This window comes from Caulobacter sp. GW821-FHT10C03 (genome assembly GCF_059415485.1).
In genome coordinates, this window is record NZ_JBWKNI010000016.1 from 71,732 (window position 1) to 90,661 (window position 18,930).

Consider the following 18,930-nt stretch of genomic DNA (forward strand, 5'->3'; position numbering starts at 1 on the left):
CGGCAAATCCCAAAGCGTTCAAACCAGAGCCGGAAAGCCGCGCCTCATTCGGAGAGAGTGTAACCTCTCACCCTCCCACGCCTACGGCGTGGGCCCCTCCCTCTCTCAAAGAGAGAGGGCTTTTGTTTCAAGCCCCCAGGTGCCTCCCCCGCCGCTTGATCGCCAGGCTCTCCCAGGCCGCCACCGCCAGCAGCAGCACCGTCGTCAGCAGCGACAGCACCAGCGGCGAGACCGCCATCGCCACAAGGGCCAGCAGCCCCAGCGCCGCCATGCCGGCGATCCGCGACGGCGACCAGATGCGGAACACCGCCTTCTTGAACAGCACCCCGCCCAGCAGGAACAGCAGCGGCCCGCCGATCAGGGCCATGGCGGTCTTCAGGTCCGCGTGGCCGACCGGATGGTGGATCACCCACTCGTCGCCGACCGCCGCCACGATGATCCCCGCCACCGGCAGCAGGTGGCTGTAGGTGTAGGCCACCCGCGCCACCCGGCCCGGATCGTCGGAATGGCTGATCGCCTCGCTGGCGGCTTCGGCGGTGAACGAGAAATAGATCCACCACATGGCTAGGCTGGCCACGAACGACGAGGCGAAGGCCATCGTCACCGCCGGCGTCCAGTCCAGGCCCGCGGCGGTCGCGCCCATCACCAGGATCGACTCGCCCAGGGCGATGATCGTGAACAGGGCGCAGCGTTCGGCCAGGTGCGCGCCTTCCACCGTCCAGTCGGCGGTCTTCGACCGGCCCAGGCCCGGGGTCCAGAAGCCGGCGGCCGGCGAGGCGTATTCGATGGCGATCGCCGCCGCCCAGCAGGCCAGGCGCAGCTCGTCGTGCAGCAGGCCGCCGGCGATCCACAGCACGCCCGAAACGCTGAGCCAGGCGCTGATCCGCAGGAAGTTCAGCCGCAGACCCTCGTCGGCCCGCACGCACCACAGGGTGAACAGGCTGCGCCCCACCTGGATGCCGACATAGGCCAGGGCGAACAGCAGGCCCCGCCCCTCGAAGGCCTGCGGGATCGACATGGCCAGCACCATGCCCGCGGCCATCACCACGAACAGCATGATCCGCACCGGCGGCCGCTCGGGGTCCAGCCAGTTGGTGACCCAGGCGGTGTAGACCCAGGCCCACCAGACGGCCATCAGCAGCAGGCCCGTCTCCAGCACGCCCAACGGGCTCGGATGGCCGATCAGGCCGTGCGACAGCTGGGTGATGGCGAAGACGAACACCAGGTCGAAGAACAGCTCGACATAGGTCACCCGCGCATGGCCGCCCTCGCGCGCCCGCAGCAGGCCGCCGCCCTTCCTGCTCGTCATGTCCGCTCCTTCATTCTTTCGCCCAGACTTCCGCCCTGAATCGGAAGCTAGCCAGAACGAATTGGCGGCTGAAGCGCTATCCTCGCATGACGCCGTTCGATCTCCTGAAAACCCGCGCCGCCATCGTCGGCCTCCCCCTCGCCCTGACCCTGGGCGCGGTGGCCGGCGTCGCCATGCAGATCGGTCCGCAGGAGGCCGAACCCGGCGCCTATGTCGAGGTTCACGGCAGCCAGTACGCCGAGGCCGCGCCCATGGTCTGGCCGGCCGGCAAGGTCCCCGACTACGTCATCGGCCAGGACTTCCTGCGCCCGCCGCAGGACGAGACGCCGGTGGTGCTGACCTCGGCCGATCTCGTCGGCATGGGCCCCGAGATGGGCCTGATCGAACCGGCCAGCTACGAGCCCGCCGATCAGGACATCGTCTCGGCCTCCGGCGCCACCGCCATGGACCAGCCCCCCGCCCCCGCCGAACCGGCCGACGCCCCCCGCGCCAGCTACGCCTCGACCAGCGGCGACATCCTCGACAAGCGCCTGCCGGAAGAGGTGGTGACGGGCCCGCCAACGGAAATGGCGGCGTCGAGCTACTGATCCTTCTCCCCTTGCGGGAGAAGGTGTCGGCGAAGCCGACGGATGAGGGGTCTCTCAAACATCAAACGCTTCGCCCAGACCTAGCCGCCGCACGCAGCGTCGAGATCTGAGAGACCCCTCACCCGACCTCCTTCGGAGGCCACCCTCTCCCGCAAGGGGAGAGGGATTTAGGCCCCCGCCTTGCACCCATCCCGTCGAGCGAAGCGACATTGTGCCGTTTCGCGCCACACGGGAACGCAGATGGACGCGGCGGCGCTGGAACGGGACGAGCACGAGGGAGGGATCCTGCGCACGCTGGAGGCCTGGGCCTGCGGCTTTGTGCTGTTCATGCTGTCCAACGCCCTGATCGGCCCGCTGCTCGACCCCGAACAGGCCGGCGGCGAGGACATGCCGCTCCTTCGCCTGATGTGGCTGCCGGTCTACGCCCTGATCCTGGGGCTGGTGATGTGGCGCGCGCCCCGCCTGATGAAGTTCTGGCTGCCGGCGAGCGTGCTCAGCCTGCTGGTCTTCTGGGTGTTCGCCTCGTCGTCGTGGTCGTTCGATCCGGGCACCACCAACCGCCGGGCCCTGGCGGCGGCCTTCACCACCCTGTTCGGCTTCTATTTCGCCGCCAGCTTCGACGGCCGCCGCATGGCCGAGATCCTGGCGACCACCTTCCTGATCCTCGGCGCCGGCGGCCTGCTGGCGGCGATCGCCTATCCCAAGATGGGCGTGCAGCACGACATCAACGCCGGCGACTGGCGCGGCCTGTGGTTCGAGAAGAACCAGATGGGCGCGATGATGGTCTACGGCGCCCTGGCCTCGATGGCCGCCATCCTGGCCGGCACGCGCCACCGCAAGCTCTTCATCGCCGCCATCGTGCTCTGCGCCTTCATGATCGTGATGAGCAAGTCCAAGACCTCGCTGATGGTGCTGATGATCGGCCTGGCGGGCTCGGGCCTGCTGGGCATGATGCGGCGCGGTCCGGCCACCGCGATCACCATGGTCTGGCTAGGCGTCACCGTGGTCGGCGGCCTGGCCCTGGTCATGTGGCTGGCCCCCGAACTCCTCTTCAAGGCCCTGGGCAAGGACCCCACCCTGACCGGCCGCACCGAGATCTGGGACGCCCTGCTGCGCCAGTCGGCCAAGGCCCCGATCACCGGCTACGGCTATGCGGTGTTCTGGCGCGACGAGTCGGTGCCGGCCATGTTCATCCGCAAGGAGACCGGCTGGAACGTGCCGACCGCCCACAACGGCTGGCTCGACGTGCTGGCCCAACTTGGCTGGGTGGGCGTGGGCTTGTCGGCGCTGGTGCTGGGCCTGCCGCTGCTGGTCGCCCTGTTCCGGTTCGACAAGGTGCGCGACGGCTATTGGGCGACGCTGTTCCTGGTCATCTTCCTGATCACCACCTTCTCGGAAAGCTTCATCCTGGAGCGTAACGGCATCGCCTGGGCCCTGGCCTGCGCGGCCGCCACGCGCCTGCTCGGCCCCGCCCTGGGCTTCGCCCGCGGCGCCGAACCGAAGGCCGCGCGAGCCCCCCGAGAAGAGGCGCCGCTGACCTGGCGCCTGGCCCCGCCCGAGCCGATCCCGGAAATTTGGAGCCCCGCCCCCGTCTTCGGGCGACGCACGGTCTCGCCTTTGGCGGCGCGTACGACTATTGGAGCGGCATGACCGACTACACGCCCCAGCAGATCGTCGCCCGCGGCGCCCGCGCCGACGCCGAAGCAGCCGCCGACGCCATCGACAACATGCCCGGCCTCGAAGGCGCGACCTACTCGATCCTGGAAGAGGACGAGGACAAGAACATCTGGCGCATCGACGCCTTCCCGACCACCGACGAGGAAGACGCCGGCCTGCTAGAGCTGCTGGGCGGCTTCCCGCTGAAGGTCGTGCGCGAGACCCTGGCCGACGCCGACTGGCTGGCCATGGCGCTGTCGGGCCTGCCGCCGGTGCGCGCCGGCCGCTTCTTCGTCTACGGCATGCACGACCGCGGCCGCCTGCCGGCCAGCACCGTCAACCTGCGCATCGAGGCGGGCGCCGCCTTCGGCACCGGCCACCACGGCACCACCGTCGGCTGCCTCCAGGCCTATGACCGCCTGATCAAGGCCAAGAAGTTCAACAAGGTGCTCGACGTCGGCGCCGGCACCGGCCTGCTGGCCATCGCCGCCGCCCGCACCGGTTCGAAGCTCGCCGTCGGCACCGACATCGACAAGCCGTCGGTGCGCATCGCCCGCGAGAACGCCCTGGTCAACAAGGCCAACGCCCGCTTCGTCCACGCCTCGGGCCTGGGCCACCGCCTGGTCGCCGACAACGCGCCCTACGACCTCGTCTTCGCCAACATCCTGGCCCGCCCGCTGATCAGCCTGGTGCAGGACATCAAGCGCGCCCTGGTCCCCGGCGGCACGGTCATCCTGTCGGGCCTGCTGCGCACCCAGGAACGCATGGTCAAGGCCGCCTACCTGTCGCGCGGCTTCCGCGTGAAGACCCGCATCCACCGCGACGCCTGGGCGACGCTGGTGCTCGAGCGGCCGTAACTAACAACACCTCTCCTGTAAGGAGAGGGAGGGGCCCGCGCCGTCAGGCGTGGGAGGGTGAGGTGTTACAACCTCACCCGTTTTACCCCCACACCCTCCCATTGCTGCGCAATGGGCCCCTCCCTCTCCCCATGGGAGAGGTGGAAGGCGCGGCGGAACACCTCCGCTTGGCTCCACGTTTCCTCGAACAACAACGTTCCAGGACGAGAGCCATGACCTATACCGATCCTTCCCTCCCTCCGGTCCAGCGACAGCCTGAGCGCGTCGTGGAAGTCCGCCGCGAGTCGAGCCCGTTGGGCTGGCTGGTGGCCGGCGTGGTGGCCATCGTGGCGGTGATCGCCGTGGCCTTCATGCTGACCTCGCGGCCTATGGACGCCTCCACCGACCAGATCGCCCAGGCCCAGGAGCAGGGCCGCGCCGCCGGCCTGATCGAAGGCGCGCAGGTCGGCCTCCAGACCGGCGCACAGCAGGCCCAGGCCGCCGCCGAGAGCTCGGCCCGTGACGCCGCCGCGGCTGCCGACGCCGTCCGCCGCCAGACCGAGGCCCAGGCCCAAAGCGCCGCCGACGCCGCCCACGACGCCGCCGCCAACGCCCCCCCTGGGACTGGGGCCACCACCGACGGCACGGCGCCGTCGCCCAACCCCGACCGCCTGCAATAAGTCCCCTTTTCAGGTCGGCGCATGGGGCCTAAATCGGTCTCCATGCGCCAGACCTTCGATGAATCCACCGATCCGGGCTTTGGCCCGCGCCACGTTCCGCTGATCCGCGAGGCCATGGCCCGTCAGGGTCTGGACGGCTTCCTCGTGCCCCACGAGGACGAGCACCAGAACGAATACCTGCCCGCCGCCAACGACCGCCTGGCCTGGGCCAGCGGCTTCACCGGCTCTGCCGGCGCCGGCGTCATCATGAGCGACCGCGCCGCCGTCTTCGTCGATGGCCGCTATACGCTGCAAGTGCGCGAGCAGGTCGACCAGGGCGTGTTCGAGATCCGCGACCTCGTCGAGGGCGGCGTCCCGGCCTATCTGGAAACCGCCCAAAACGGCGCCGTCATCGGCTACGACGCCCGGCTGCACAGCCCCGCCGCGCTGGAGGCCCTGAAGGCGGCCGCCGCCCGCGCCGGCGCGACCCTCAAGCCCGTCGCCGCCAACCCGCTGGACGAAGCCTGGGGCGCGCATCGCCCGGCCCAGCCCCAGGCGCCGGTCGTGCCGCATCCCACCCAGTACGCAGGCGAGGAAAGCTCGACCAAGCGCGCCCGCGTCGGCGCCGGTCTTGGAGCCGATGCAGCCGTGATCACCGCCCCGGCCTCGATCGCCTGGCTGTTCAACATCCGCGGCGGCGACGTCATCCGCACGCCCCTGCCCCTGGCCCAGGCCGTGCTGCGCGCCGACGGCAGCGCCCGCCTGTTCCTAGACCCGGCCAAGGTGACCGAAGAGCTGCCCGCCTGGCTCGGCAACGAGGTCTCGCTGGAAGCTCCCGAGGCCCTCGAAGGCGCCCTGGCCGAGCTGGCCGGCAAGTCGGTGCTGGTCGATCCGGCCCAGTCCTCGGCCTGGTACTTCGACACCCTGACCACCGCCGGCGCCAAGGTCGTGCGCGGCATGGACCCCTGCACCCTGCCCCGCGCCTGCAAGAACGGCGTCGAGCTGGACGGCACGCGCGAAGCCCACCGCCGCGACGGCGCCGCCCTGACCCGCTTCCTGCATTGGCTGGCCACCGAGGGCCAGGTGACCCCGCCGGACGAAAAGGAGGCCGTCGCCAAGCTGGAAAGCTTCCGCGAAGCCACCGGCGTGCTGAAGGACCTGTCGTTCGACACCATCGGCGCGGCCAACGGCCACGGCGCCCTGCCCCACTACCGTCCGACCGAGCGCAGCAACGAACGCGCGGCCCTCGGCTCGCTGCTGCTGGTCGATAGCGGCGGCCAGTACCTGGACGGCACCACCGACGTCACCCGCACCGTGGCCATCGGCGAGCCCACGGCCGAGATGGTCCAGCGCAACACGCTCGTCCTGAAGGGCCACCTGGCCATCGCCCGCCTGCGCTTCCCGGCCGGCACCACCGGCTCGGCCATCGACGCGCTCGCCCGCATGGCCCTTTGGGCCCACGGCCTGGATTACGACCACGGCACCGGCCACGGCGTCGGCGTCTATCTGGGCGTGCACGAAGGCCCGCAGCGGATCAGCAAGGCGCCCAACACCGTCGCCCTGCAGCCCGGCATGATCGTCTCCAACGAGCCGGGCTACTACAAGGACGGCGAATACGGCATCCGCATCGAGAACCTGGAAGTCGTCATGCCCGCCGAGACCGTCGGCGGCGGCGACCGCCCGATGCACCGCTTCGAGGCCCTGACGCTCGCCCCCATCGACCGTCGCCTGGTCGACAAGGCCCTGCTGACGGCCGAGGAAGTCGCCCAGTTCGACGCCTACCACGCCCGGGTGCTGAGGGAGATCGGCCCGCGGCTCGAGCCGGAAGTGCGGGCCTGGCTGGAAGAGGTGTGTAAGCCCATCTGACCCCTCTCCCCTTGCGGGAGAGGGTGGCCTCCCGGAGGGAGGTCGGGTGAGGGGTCGCACGAACAGAAACGCCGCGAAAGCCGATCAGCTTTCGCGGCGTTTTGCGTCTGAGAGACCCCTCATCCGTCAGCTTCGCTGACACCTTCTCCCGCAAGGGGAGAAGGAGAGTTCTACTTCAACCGCGTCCAGACCTGCGTCTTGCACAGCGGCGCGACGATGCAGCCTTTCAGCTTCAGCTTGTCGGGCGAGGTCATGGTGATGGTGCCCGAATAGGTGCCGCCGTCGTCGGCGTTGTAGACCTTGCCGCCGGTCCACTTCTCGGGACCGCCGCTGAAGCCCCACAGCATCTGCATGCCCTTCAGGGGGCGCGTGCGCAGCGAGGCGTCCTTGTTCTTGACGTCCTTCTTGGACGGGTCGGTCTTGATGTGGTCGGAGGTCACCAGCTTGCCGCACAGGCTGTTGCCGCAGCGGCTGACCTCGACCTGGCCGCCGTTGGTCTCGGTCAGCCAGAGGCCGGTGATGTCGGCGGCCATGGCCGGCGCGACGAAGGCGGCGCTGGCGACGGCGGCGAGAATGGCGGTCCTGAGCATACAGTTACGACTCCCTATGCGCGTAGTGTTTGGAACGCGCGTTTTATCCCTCGTCGCCTATCTCGCCGCGAACGGCAAGGCGATTTCAGGGCCTTGTTTTCAAGGCAGGGTCGTAACCATCGTCTGGGCGCTGGGGTTCCGCTCGGCCTTCCTGCCCCAACCGGCGGTGAACCGCTCCAGGTAAGGCTTCAGCCAGTCCTGCAGCGGCGCATCGACCAGGCGTTCGAACACCCAGGCGAAGGCGATCGCGGCCGGGAAGGCCATGGCCCAGATCACCCAGTGGGCGGCCTGGTGCAGCTCGACCTTCTGGTCGAGGACGCGTTGCAGGGCGAACCACACCACGCCCACGAACTGGTTGGTCAGGTACAGCGAGAACGACAGGCGCCCGCCGGTCTTGGCCCAGGTCCAGCCGTTCTGGGCCGAGCCGCTGGCGGCGAAAATCAGCAGGCCCAGCAGGGCCAGGCTCGGATAGGCGTATTCGCCGACCACGTTCAGGGCCACGAAGCCGACGATGGCGAAGGCCGCCAGGGCGTCGGCCAGCTTCGGGCCGATCACCACCTCGCGGGCCAGGCGGGCGATCAGCACGCCCATCAGGAACAACGGAATGGCGCGGTAGAGGCCGTTGCGCAGGTGCAGGTGGAACGACGGCAGGCCGAAGGCGGCGCGGGCGAAGGCGTCCACCGCCACGAAGATCGCCAGGCCGATCGCCAGGGCCAGCCACGGCGAGCGGACCTTGCCGAACACCCGCCAGATGGTCGGGAACAGGGCGTAGCAGACCAGCAGCGCCGACAGCGTCCAGGTCGGCATGTTCCAGCCCGACGGCCCCTGGAAGCCCCAGGTCTGGATGAGGAAGATCTGCGCCGGCAGCTGGTCCCACTGGTACCACTGCGGATTGCGGGCCGGCAGGCCGAGGAACGAGGTGGCCAGCACCAGGGCCACGAAGGCGGCGATCATGACCAGGTGCGCCGGCCACACCCGGGCGACGCGCTTGAGCAGGAAGGCGCGGTCGTCGACCTGCCCGGCGGTGAACCGCGGCCCATAGGCCCGGCCCAGCACATAGCCCGACAGCATCAGGAAGAAGTCGGTGGCCAGATAGCCGCGCCCGAACGCCGGATGGATAGAGAACAGCGAGACCGGCGCCTGCTCGGCGTAGTGATAGACCACGATGAAGAAGGCCGCGAAGAACCGCAACGCATCCAGCGGCCCGCCACGGGACAGCGGACGCGCGGCCTTGGCCGGTTTTGCACCAATATCGGACATGGGCGGACTCCTTCGCGGAAGGAGGAGCAAGGTTGGGGCCAGGATCAAAACCCTCCCCCTGAAGGGGGAGCATCTGAACCAAGGAACCTCCCCCTTTGGGGGAGGCGGCCGAAGGCCGGTGGGGGGCCGTTTTCAGCTTCCGGGACGTCGGCGGGGTCGGCAACCACTCTCCCCACCGATCGCTTCGCGATCACCTCCCCCACGGGGGGAGGTTCCTCACGGACAGATCAATCCCCCCGGTCGCCCTTCATCAGCCGCGCCTTGTCGCGCGCCCAATCCCGCGCGGCTTCGGTCTCGCGCTTGTCGTGGTTCTTCTTACCCTTGGCCAGGCCGATCTCCAGCTTGGCCAGGCCCTTCTCGTTCCAATAGAGCTTGAGCGGGATCAGGGTGCGGCCGTCGCGCTGCACCGCGCCGATCAGCTTCTCGATCTGCTTGCGGTGCAGCAGCAGCTTCCGGTGCCGGCGCGGCTCGTGGTTGAAGCGGTTGGCGTGGCCATAAGGCGGAATGTCGGCGTTGATCAGCTTGATCTCGCGCCCTTCGACCGACGCATAGGACTCGGCGATGTTGGCCCGGCCGACGCGCAAGCTCTTCACCTCGGTGCCGGTCAGCATGATGCCGGCCTCGAAGGTTTCCTCGATGAAGTAGTCGTACCGGGCGCGCCGGTTCTCGGCGATCGGCTTGGTCATCAGACCAGACCCGCCTCGCGCATCGCTTCCAGGATCGCGGGACGCACGGCTTCGCTGCACGGCGTGATCGGCAGGCGCACGTCTTCCGTGGACAGGCCCAGCTGCGCCAGGGCGAACTTGGTCGGACCCGGCGATGAGTCGAGGAACAGCGCCTTGTGCAGCTTGATCAGGCGGTCCTGCCAGTAGCGGGCCGTCTCCCAATCGTCGTTGAAGCAGGCGTTCATGAAGGTGGCGCAGGCGTCCGGGGCGACGTTCGAGGTCACCGAGATCACGCCGTGGCCGCCGTGGGCCATGTAGCCCAGCGCGGTCGGATCATCGCCGGTCAGCAGGACCCAGTCCTCGCCGCAGGTGATGCGCTGCAGGCTGATGCGGGTCAGGTCGCCCGTGGCGTCCTTGATGCCGACGATGTTGGGCAGCTTCGACAGGCGCGCCAGGGTGTCGTTGGAGATGTCGACGCCCGTGCGGCCCGGCACGTTGTAGACGAACACCGGCAGCTCCACGGCGTCGTTGATCGCCTTGTAGTGCTGGTACATGCCCTCCTGGCTCGGGCGATTGTAGTACGGCGTCACCACCAGGGCGGCGTCGGCGCCGACGGTCTTGGCGTGGCGCACCAGGTCGATGGCCTCGTCGGTCGAGTTGCTGCCGGCGCCGGCCATCACCGGCACGCGGCCGCGGGCGGTCTTCACGCACAGTTCGACGACGCGCTTGTGCTCGTCGTGCGACAGGGTCGAGGTCTCGCCCGTGGTGCCGACCGGCACCAGGCCGTGCACGCCGCCGGCGATCTGGCGCTCGACCAGCGCGACGAAGCCTTTCTCGTCGACCTCGCCGTTCTGGAACGGGGTGACCAGGGCCGGGATGACGCCCTTGAACGGGGAATGGACCATGACTTGCAATTTGCCGTGAGCAGACGCCGCGAGAGTTGCGGCTGAAACGTGGGGGCGGACAATATGTCCGGGCGCCGCCCGACCGCAACTGGCCGAGCTGACCTTTTCGAGGGTTGTGCCCGCCTGGACGGGTCGATCCGGCGGCGAACCGGGCTATAGAGCGTGCATCGTCTCGGTTCCGGCCCCAAATCGGCCCTCGAAGCCGTCGTAGACAAGATAGGGGCCCAGGGCCCGCTCGTGAAGGAGACCGCGTTTTGGCTTTTGGGATTCGTCGGCTTCTCCTCGGTTGCGCCAGCCTGGTCCTGATCTCGGGCGTCGCCGACGCCCAGACTGGCCAGACCGACGAAGAGGGCCTGCCGACCGCGCCCCAGCCCTATACCGGCTCGGCCCGCCCCGGCCTGATCAGCACGCCCTACACCGCCAACAATTCCAGCCTGTCCGACAGCGACGCGGCCAATCTGCGCGCCGCCGTCATGGGCCAGCGCTCGGCGGCCACCGTGCGCGCGGCCATGACCAGCATCTCCGACCCGCTGGCCCGCAAGATCGCCCTCTGGGCCCTGGCCGACGTCGGCGCCGAGAGCATGAGCTTCTTCGAGCTCGACCAGGCCCGCCGCGACCTGGTGGGCTGGCCCCGCGCCTCGCGCCGCGACCTGCCGGCCGAGAAGGCCCTCTCGACCTCGGGCCTGACGCCGGCCCAGACCATCGCCTGGTTCGGCGGATCCGAACCGCTGACGGCCGAGGGCGCGATGGCGCTGGCCTCGGCCTACCAGGCCAGCGGCCGCGCCCAGGATGCGACCAACCTCATCCGCCGGTTCTGGCGCGGCAAGAGCTTCGAGGTCGACGCCCAGCGGGCCATGCTGGCCCGGTTCGGCGCGGTGCTGACCGCCGACGACCACGCCCGCCGCGCCGACGTCCTGCTCTATGGCCAGCAGGGCCCGGCCGCGCGCGACATGATCGCCCTGCTGCCGGCCGACCAGCAGGCCGCCGCCCTGGCCCGCATCGCCCTGCGCTCGGGCGCGGGCAACGCCAACGACCTGGTGGCCGCCCTCCCCCCGGCCCAGCAGCTGTCGCCGGGCGTGGCCTTCGAGCGCGCCTCGGCCCTGCGCCGCAAGGGCATGGACGTGATGGCGCTGGAGCTGGTGCGCTACTTCCCCGCCCCGCCGCCGTCCGACGACGTCGCCGGCGCCATCTGGCGCGAGCGCAAGCAGCTGGTGATGTCGGCGATCAAGAACGGCGACAGCCGCGGGGCCTACGCCGCCGCCAACGCCGGCCTGCCCGGCGGCGCCGACGCGGCCGAGGCCGAGTTCTTCGCCGGCTGGATCGCCCTCTCCCGCCTCAAGGACGCCGACGCCGCCGCCGACCACTTCGGCCGCATCGCCGAGATCGGCGCCTCTCCGATCACCCGCGGCCGCGCCCTCTACTGGCAGGGCCGCGCGGCCGAGGCCCAGGGCGACGCCATCGCCGCCCAGGCCTTCTACGGCGACGGCGCCAAGTACATCACCACCTTCTACGGCCAGCTGGCCGCCGAGAAGGCCGGCATCAAGGAGATCCGGCTCGACAAGGACCCGGTGATCACGGAGGCCGACCGCGCCCGCTTCGAAAGCCGCGAGCTGGTGCGCGCCGCCAAGCTGCTGCGCGACGTCGGGGCCAACGACGCCTTCCGCGCCCTGGTGCTCTATATCGACGACCAGCTGCCGACCGCGGCCGAGGAGGCCCTGCTGGTCGACTTCGCCCGCAACACCGGCGACCAGGACCTGGCCATGCGCGCGGTCCGCACCGCCGCCCAGCGCGGCTTCATCCTGCCCGAGCGCGGCTATCCCCTGCTCGACCACCATTTCACGCCGATCCCCGGCGCCGCCGAGACCGCCTTCGTCTATTCGATCTCGCGCCAGGAAAGCAATTTCGACCCCCGCGCCCGCTCGGGCGTCGGCGCGCGCGGCATGATGCAGCTGATGCCGCCCACCGCCGCCGGCGTCGCTCGCAAGCTGGGCGAAAGCCACACCGTCGATCGCCTGTTCGAGCCCGACTACAACATGCGCCTGGGCTCGGTGTACCTGGGCGACATGATCAACCGCTTCAGCGGCTCCTACATCATGGCCGCCGCGGCCTACAACGCCGGCCCCGGCCGGCCGCCGCAATGGGTGACCCTGTGCGGCGATCCGCGCGGCGCCAGCACCGACCCGCTCGACTTCATCGAGTGCATCCCGTTCAGCGAGACCCGCAACTACGTGATGCGCACGCTGGAGACCACCATGGTCTACCGCGCCCGCCTGGGCGGCGGCGTAGCCCCCCTGACCCTGTCGACCGATCTGAAGCGCGGCGGCTACAGCTACGTGCCGGGCGCGGCGACGATGGATCCGATCGGCGGGCGGTAGGGGCTCATAGCCTCCCCTCCGCCCCGACCTGTTCTCCCGTCATTCCCGCCCTCTCTGTGTTCGCAACCGACAAGGGCTCGGCTACGAAAGGGCTTCTGCAACGGCTCTAGGCCGCGCCTTGGACGCCGCCTTCAAGGCCCCCTTTGCGATCAGATAGGCGGAGCCGCCAGCAAGCACGATCGTCGTGGCGACGCTCGCTTCCGGGCCGAACGCCCCACCGGTAAGCCACCACGGCGCGCTCGAGACCGGCGCCAGACTCACGACGATCGGTGCGATGGCGACCTTCTGGCCGCTGACCTCCAGTCCAAAACCCGTACCGAGGAGGGCGTTCCAGGCCGTATGGAAGGCGCACACGCCCCACAATGATCCTTCCTTGACGGCGTAGAGGCTAAGAAAGACGGCGAAAAGAAACAGGTTGAAGAGCCCGAGCACGAGCTCCTTCGAGGGATCGATATTGCTCGCATGGAGCAGAGCAAAAAAGCCGGCATTGAGAAGAACGGCGACGATCAATCCGTGCCTGGAGGCTACCAAAGGCATCAGCCAACCACGCAACATGGTTTCTTCGGCCGCTCCCTGGATCACATACCCGGCGAACAAGGCCAGAAACGGCGTCAGAACGGCCGGCGCCAGCAAGCCCAAGGACAAATTCCCGGCGGCCTTGTAACCACCCGCGGCGAAAATGACGCCGACGACGGCGCTGAGGCAAAGCCCTCCGACGAGCAGTCCGCGCAAATAGGCGCCGGCCATTTTGCCGTTGAAACCCAAGGCCGCCGGCGATCTGCGCTCGAACAGAAACGCCCAGGCAACGATGAGAAGTATGGTAACGCCTCCGCCGGCCAAGTAGATGGCGAGCGGCTGCCATTGCGTATCAAGGTCCGCCTTGTGATACCCAAGGGGCTTCAAGATGGCGAAGATGGCCGTCAGCTGTCCGACCAAAAAGAAAACGACGATCAGGATCAGTGCTGCGGCGGTCCACGTGCGCCGACTTTTGGCGGTGCGCGGCGCAAAAATCTCTACTCCACTCATAAGCCCCCTCCGACTGCCTCAAGACATAAATTCACATGCCGCGCGCATATATTGAGAGATGCGCAGATCGTTCTTGGCACATGCTGTAGAGGCGCCGGGGTCAGCGCTCGGATGCAACAGTTTTCATTAATTGTTTGTAAGAACATTCAAGTCGCCGCCACGGGCAAGTGCCGGCTTGGGTGAACACACGCCCTTGCGGCGGGAAACCCTGGCTCCGCTTCCACGAGAAGAACCCGCGGCGTGCCGAGCACGCCGCCTCACTCGCCCTTGCGGCCGACAGGGGGGCTCCCGCCACAAGGTTGACCGAAACAAACACTCGCTCGCGACGCTGATTTGACCGTCCGAAACAGGCGGCAGGACCAACTTCAGTTCACGACCCGTTGCGGACATCAGATGCGGCGCGCCCTCTCTCTTGGAGAGAGGGAGGGGCCCATCGCGCAGCGATGGGAGGGTGAGTGGTTACACCTTCAGCCGGCGTGCCGGCACATCGCCCGCAACAGCGCCAAGATCGTCCAGGGGCTTCGCCTACCCACTCACCCTCCCACGCCTACGGCGCGGGCCCCTCCCTCTCTCCATGAGAGAGGGTTTCGGTGACCGCTTCCATCATAGCCGACATAAGATCCGTCCGCTTCCTGGCGGGTGTCGGTAGCGGCGGATGTCCCCGCCACAGGGGCGGGAATGCCAGAAGCGCTAAATCCCCTTCTTCTTCGCATAGGTCTCGAACAGCCCTGGCCAGGCGGCCACCGGCTTGCCGGCGATCGAGCGCAGGCCAAAGCCGTGCCCGCCCTCCTCGAAGACGTGCAGCTCGGCCGGGATCGCCTTGGCCTTCAGGGCGGCGAACATCATCAGGCTGTTCTCGACCGGCACGGCCTTGTCGTCGGCGGCGTGGACCAGGAACACCGGCGGCGTGCGCCCGCCCACCCCGGCTTCGGGCGAATAGGCCTGCACCGTCTCGAACGACGGGGCCGCGCCCAAGAGCTGCTTGCGCGAGCCGGCGTGGGTCAGGCCCGCGGTCATGGTGATCACCGGATAGATCAGGGCCGACAGGTCCGGACGCGCCGACAGGTCGTCGGCGGCGTCGACGCGGTCATAGACCTCGGCCTCGAAGCGCGTGGTCAGGCTGGCCGCCACGTGGCCGCCGGCCGAGAAGCCCATGATGGCGATGCGGTTCTGCGCGAACTTCATCTCCGGCGCCCAGGAGCGGACGAGACGCAGGGCCCGCTGGGCGTCCTGCAGCGGCGCGTCCGGCCCCGCGCCCCAGCCGTCGCCCGGCAGGCGGTACAGCAGCACGAAGCAGGTGTAGCCGCGATCGGCCAGCCACTGGGCGGTCTCGAAGCCTTCCTTGTCCATGACCACGCGCTCGTAGCCGCCGCCGGGCATCAGGATCACCGCCGCGCCGTTGGGCTTGCGCGGGCGGAACAGGCTGAGCGTCGGCTTGCGGGTGTGGGTCACGGCCCGGTCGCGCGGACCCTTGCCGTCGCTGCGCTCGGTCACCGTCTCCTGGGCGGTCACGCCCTGCGAGCCCGGCGGATCGCTGGGCCACAGCGGCCGCACCTCGCTCGGCTCGGGAACGGCCGGCTTGCGGGCCGCGCTGGCCATGCTCGCGGTCGACAGGGCGGTGATCCCCGCCAGCAGGGCGAAGGCGCCCCGACGGTTCAGTTGCGGCATGACGTTTCTCCCGAACTCAACAATTGGCGCGGACCTTAAAGCGCCAGGTAACCGGTGGACAAGATCAGCGCCTCACGCCTGGCAGGCTTCCGGCGAACCTCAGGTGATGCAGCACGATCCCGCTGGTCGTCGCCACGTTCAGCGAGTCGAACCCGCCCGCCATCGGAATGCCGACCCCCTCGGCCCGGGCGATGACCTCGGCCGACAGACCAGGCCCCTCCGTCCCCAGCAGCACCGCCGCCCGCGCCGGCGGTTCCAGCTGCGCCAGCATGCGCCCCGCCGACGGCGTCAGGGCCAGCAGCGTGAAGCCGGCCCCGGCCAGCAGGTCCACAGCGTCCTCGCCCTTGCCGATATGGGCCGTCGGCACGCTCAGCGTCGCCCCGACCGAGACGCGGATGGCCTTGCGGTAGAAGGGATCGCAGCAGTCGGCGTCGAGCAGCACCGCGTCGGCCCCGAAGGCGGCGGCGTTGCGGAAGATGCCGCCCAGATTGTCGTGGTTGGCGATGCCGAACAGCGCCAGCACCACCGCCCGCTCCGGTAACCGCGCCAACAGGTCTGCGGCCAGCATCGCCTGCGGCTTGCGCCCCACGGCCAGCACCCCGCGATGCAGATGGAAGCCCGCGATGGCGTCCAGCACCGCCTGCTCGACCAGATAGACGGGGGTCTCGTCCGCGAGGCCGTCGAACACTTCGGAGAGCTTGTCGCGCCGCTTGGGGTCGATCAGCAGCGATTCCACCCGGTCGGGCGCATCGCGCACGAAGGCCCGCAGCACCGTCTCGCCCTCGGCGATGAACCGCCCTTCCCGCCCCACCAGGTCGCGCTCGCGGATGTCGCGATAGGCGGCCAGGCGCGGGTCGGCGGGGTCGGCGATGGTGACGAACTGCGGCACGGCGGATCCGAAGGAAGACTACCGCACGCCCCGTATCGGAAGGATCGCCAGACCGCCAGCCGCCGCGAGGCACGCGGCCACCACGAACAGCGAATGATAGTCCATGCGGCTGGGTCCCAGGAACCACACCGCCAGCACCGGGGCCAGCGCCTGGGGCAAGGTGTTGGCCAGGTTGATCACCCCCAGGTCCTTGCCGGCGTCGGCCTGCGAGGGCAGCACCTGACTGACCAGGGCGATGTCGACGGCGTAGTAGCAGCCCGCCCCGCAGCCGAAGACCACGAACCCCATCAGCACCACGGGCCAGCCCGGCACCAGCGAGAAGGTCAGCATCGCGGTGGCCAGGATCATCGCCGCCCCGGCCGCGAACAGCTTGCGCCGTCCCAGCCGGTCGCTCAGCATGCCGAAGATCATCGCGCAGCAGACATTGGCGACCGTCGCCACGGTGGTCAGCAAGGCCAGCCCCTGCTCGGCCCGCTGGCCCGGAAACAGGGTCGGATACCGCAGCGCGTCCTGCAGATAGTAGAGCATGTAGCACTGGGTCAGGGTGATCGCGACCAGCACCATGAACCGGCTTACCCAGGCCAGGGCGAAGTCGGGATGCTTGCGCGGATCGACCCACAGCCCTTTGAGGAAGCCGACCAGGCTGAAGCGCTCGGCGTCGTCGGCCGTGATCGGCGTGTCCTTCAGGCGCAGGGCGAAGGGTGCGATGGCCAGGGCCAGCACCACGCCGATCGCCAGGTAGCGCGAACCTTCCGAGGTCAGGAGGCCGCCGACCAGCACCGCGCCGGCCACCGCCCCGATCGGATGGCCCAGGCTCAGGAACGCCGCCACCCTGCCCTTCTGGGCGTCGGGCACCCGGTCGGGCAGCAGCGCCAGCAGCGCCGCGAACATCATGTTGAAGGCCAGCTGGAAGCCGATGACGCCGAGGATCAGCTCGAAGCGGCTGTCAGCCAGCATGATCGCCACGTACGAGGCCAGGGTGCCCACCAGGCCGATCAGCAGCCACGGCCGCCGCCGGCCGAAGCGCGAGGTCGTGCGGTCGCTGATCGCGCCGGCCAGCAGGTTGGCGACGCTGGCGATCAGCGCGCCCCAGAACGCCGTCTGGCTCAGCACCAGCGCCTTCTGGGCCGGATCGAGCGCGGCCGCCTTCAGCGGCAGCAGCACCTGGATCAGCGGCATGAAGCTGACGAAGGCGCCCATCTGGGCGAAGGTGAAGGCGGCGATGAAACTCGGCCGGACCGGTTCGACCGGCCGGCTTGCGCCGCGATGCGACATGACTGCTCCCTGTGACCGACGCGGTCTTGCCGCCGCGTTCGCCTGCCCGGCGACCTTCGCCGCGCCGTTGCGGCCCGGCAAGAGGCGCCGGCGCCCCTCCTCCAGTTTTTTCGTAAGCTCCGGGGTCGCGTTCGGTACGCCAAATGTTCTAGGCTGGTCAGAACGGTTGAGTCCAAGCGGCCCGACCAAACGACAGTTCAGTCGTGCTTAGCGGGGGAAGCGGCAAACCGATGGCGTCGGTGACCATCTACGACGTGGCGGCGCGCGCCGAGGTTTCGATCAAGACCGTCTCGCGGGTCATGAACAACGAGCCCAACGTGCGGCCGGTCATGCGCGAGCGCGTGCTCGAGGCCGCCCAGGCCCTGGGCTACAGCCCCAACCTCTCGGCCCGCAGCCTGGCCGGCTCCAAGAGCTTCGTCATCGCCGTCTTCGTCGATGCGGCCCTGACCATCGACCACTGGCGCAGCGAGCGCGGCGCCGACTACCTCTCGCGCATCCAGCTGGGCGCCACGCTCCAGTGCCGCGACGCCGGCTACCACCTGCTGGTCGAGCTGATCGACCACGAGGCCCCGCAGATCCGCCAGGAGGTCGGCGCCCTGCTGGCCGCCCTCAAGCCCGACGGCGTGATCCTCACCCCGCCCAGCTCCGACAACGAGATCGTGCTGGAGCTCCTCAACAAGTCCGGCACGCCCTATGTCCGCCTCGGCCCGGAAGAGACCGACGGCCCCGGCCCGCGCGTGCACATGGACAATTTCGCCGCCGCCCGCGACGTCACCGAGCACCTGGCCGGCCTTGGCCACAAGCGCATCGGCTTCGTGGTAGGCGAGCCCCGCCACGGCGCCAGCCAGGCCCGCCGGGCCGGCTACATGGCCGCCATGGAGGCCCGCGGCCTCTCCGTCGACGCGGCCTGGGTCAAACAGGGCGACTTCACCTTCCAGTCGGGCCACGACGCCGCCAAGGCCCTGCTGGCCCTGCCCGACCGCCCGACGGCGATCTTCGCCTCCAACGACGACATGGCCCTGGGCGTCCTGGCCGCCGCCGCCGAGGCCGGCGTCCTCGTCCCCGGCGAAGTCTCCGTCGCGGGCTTCGACGACAGCCCCAGCGCCCGCTTCTCCCGCCCCCAGCTGACCACCGTCCGCCAACCCGTCGCCGAAATGGCCGAACTGGCCACGCGCCTGTTGATCAAGGGCCAGGTCAAGGGCGGCGCGGCGGGGGCGATGGCCGCGCCGATCGACGAACTTCTGCCGTTCGAACTGATCCACCGGGCGTCGACCGCGCCCCCGCCGGTGGGGTGAGGGAATTTGCGCCAGAGCCGGAACTTGAGGTCGCTTCAGAAACACGACGCCACAGCGCTTATAGCGAAG

16 protein-coding genes are annotated in these 18,930 nt (G+C 69.3%); 7 read left to right on the top strand and 9 right to left on the bottom strand.

Annotated elements, in window-relative coordinates; genetic code table 11:
• Positions 1 to 127 precede the first annotated feature (127 nt).
• Positions 128 to 1,309, bottom strand: coding sequence for a low temperature requirement protein A (locus AC07NG_RS19080; protein WP_494595681.1), 1,182 nt, complete (start codon positions 1,307 to 1,309; stop codon positions 128 to 130).
• Positions 1,310 to 1,395: 86 nt separating this feature from the next.
• On the opposite strand from AC07NG_RS19080, the gene AC07NG_RS19085 reads away from it, so the two are divergent.
• The 5 genes from AC07NG_RS19085 (at position 1,396) to AC07NG_RS19105 (ending at position 6,913) form a co-directional block, all read left to right on the top strand.
• Positions 1,396 to 1,896 carry a hypothetical protein gene (locus AC07NG_RS19085; RefSeq protein WP_492855888.1) on the top strand — a complete coding sequence of 167 codons (501 nt, stop codon included), beginning with the start codon at positions 1,396 to 1,398 and terminating at the stop codon, positions 1,894 to 1,896.
• 240 nt (positions 1,897 to 2,136) lie between these two features.
• Positions 2,137 to 3,546 (top strand): O-antigen ligase family protein, encoded by a 1,410-nt coding sequence (locus AC07NG_RS19090; protein WP_492855887.1) that lies wholly within the window; start codon positions 2,137 to 2,139, stop codon positions 3,544 to 3,546.
• Positions 3,543 to 4,409, top strand: coding sequence for a 50S ribosomal protein L11 methyltransferase (locus AC07NG_RS19095; protein WP_487291727.1), 867 nt, complete (start codon positions 3,543 to 3,545; stop codon positions 4,407 to 4,409). The genes AC07NG_RS19090 and AC07NG_RS19095 overlap by 4 nt, the downstream gene beginning before the upstream one ends.
• Positions 4,410 to 4,675: 266 nt before the next feature.
• Positions 4,676 to 5,068: a hypothetical protein gene (locus tag AC07NG_RS19100; RefSeq protein WP_494595683.1), complete on the top strand. Its 393-nt coding sequence runs from the start codon at positions 4,676 to 4,678 to the stop codon at positions 5,066 to 5,068.
• Positions 5,069 to 5,110: 42 nt separating this feature from the next.
• Complete coding sequence (locus tag AC07NG_RS19105) at positions 5,111 to 6,913, top strand: aminopeptidase P family protein (protein WP_494595685.1); 1,803 nt, start codon at positions 5,111 to 5,113, stop codon at positions 6,911 to 6,913.
• 170 nt (positions 6,914 to 7,083) lie between these two features.
• Here the strand turns inward: AC07NG_RS19105 and AC07NG_RS19110 are convergent, their stop codons facing one another.
• From AC07NG_RS19110 to dapA, 4 genes are all read right to left on the bottom strand, one after another.
• The gene (locus AC07NG_RS19110) at positions 7,084 to 7,503 is read right to left on the bottom strand and encodes a DUF2147 domain-containing protein (RefSeq protein WP_487291724.1); all 420 of its coding nucleotides are present in this window, start codon (positions 7,501 to 7,503) and stop codon (positions 7,084 to 7,086) included.
• Between the two features lie 99 nt (positions 7,504 to 7,602).
• Complete coding sequence (locus tag AC07NG_RS19115; RefSeq protein ID WP_494595687.1) at positions 7,603 to 8,763, bottom strand: acyltransferase family protein; 1,161 nt, start codon at positions 8,761 to 8,763, stop codon at positions 7,603 to 7,605.
• 227 nt (positions 8,764 to 8,990) lie between these two features.
• Complete coding sequence (gene smpB / locus AC07NG_RS19120; RefSeq protein ID WP_058349779.1) at positions 8,991 to 9,449, bottom strand: SsrA-binding protein SmpB; 459 nt, start codon at positions 9,447 to 9,449, stop codon at positions 8,991 to 8,993.
• Positions 9,449 to 10,333, bottom strand: a complete 885-nt coding sequence (gene dapA, locus AC07NG_RS19125) for a 4-hydroxy-tetrahydrodipicolinate synthase (protein ID WP_492855883.1) — start codon at positions 10,331 to 10,333, stop codon at positions 9,449 to 9,451. Before dapA ends, smpB begins: the two co-directional genes overlap by 1 nt.
• Before the next feature lie 254 nt (positions 10,334 to 10,587).
• Here dapA and AC07NG_RS19130 point away from each other — a divergent pair, with 254 nt between their 5' ends.
• A complete protein-coding gene (locus tag AC07NG_RS19130) occupies positions 10,588 to 12,708 on the top strand; it encodes a lytic transglycosylase domain-containing protein (protein ID WP_494595690.1) in 2,121 nt (706 codons plus the stop codon).
• A gap of 81 nt (positions 12,709 to 12,789) precedes the next feature.
• Here AC07NG_RS19130 and AC07NG_RS19135 read toward each other — a convergent pair whose 3' ends face one another.
• From AC07NG_RS19135 to AC07NG_RS19150, 4 genes are all read right to left on the bottom strand, one after another.
• Positions 12,790 to 13,734, bottom strand: a complete 945-nt coding sequence (locus tag AC07NG_RS19135; protein ID WP_494595692.1) for a CPBP family intramembrane glutamic endopeptidase — start codon at positions 13,732 to 13,734, stop codon at positions 12,790 to 12,792.
• A gap of 690 nt (positions 13,735 to 14,424) precedes the next feature.
• Complete coding sequence (locus AC07NG_RS19140; protein WP_494595694.1) at positions 14,425 to 15,402, bottom strand: alpha/beta hydrolase; 978 nt, start codon at positions 15,400 to 15,402, stop codon at positions 14,425 to 14,427.
• Between the two features lie 64 nt (positions 15,403 to 15,466).
• On the bottom strand, positions 15,467 to 16,291 hold the full coding sequence (locus AC07NG_RS19145; protein WP_494595696.1) for a TrmH family RNA methyltransferase: 825 nt from the start codon (positions 16,289 to 16,291) through the stop codon (positions 15,467 to 15,469).
• 18 nt (positions 16,292 to 16,309) lie between these two features.
• Positions 16,310 to 17,566: an MFS transporter gene (locus AC07NG_RS19150; protein WP_494595698.1), complete on the bottom strand. Its 1,257-nt coding sequence runs from the start codon at positions 17,564 to 17,566 to the stop codon at positions 16,310 to 16,312.
• Between the two features lie 230 nt (positions 17,567 to 17,796).
• Between AC07NG_RS19150 and AC07NG_RS19155 the strand changes: the two genes are divergently transcribed.
• Entirely contained in the window at positions 17,797 to 18,861 is a 1,065-nt protein-coding gene (locus AC07NG_RS19155; RefSeq protein WP_487291715.1) for a LacI family DNA-binding transcriptional regulator, read from the top strand.
• Positions 18,862 to 18,930 lie beyond the last annotated feature (69 nt).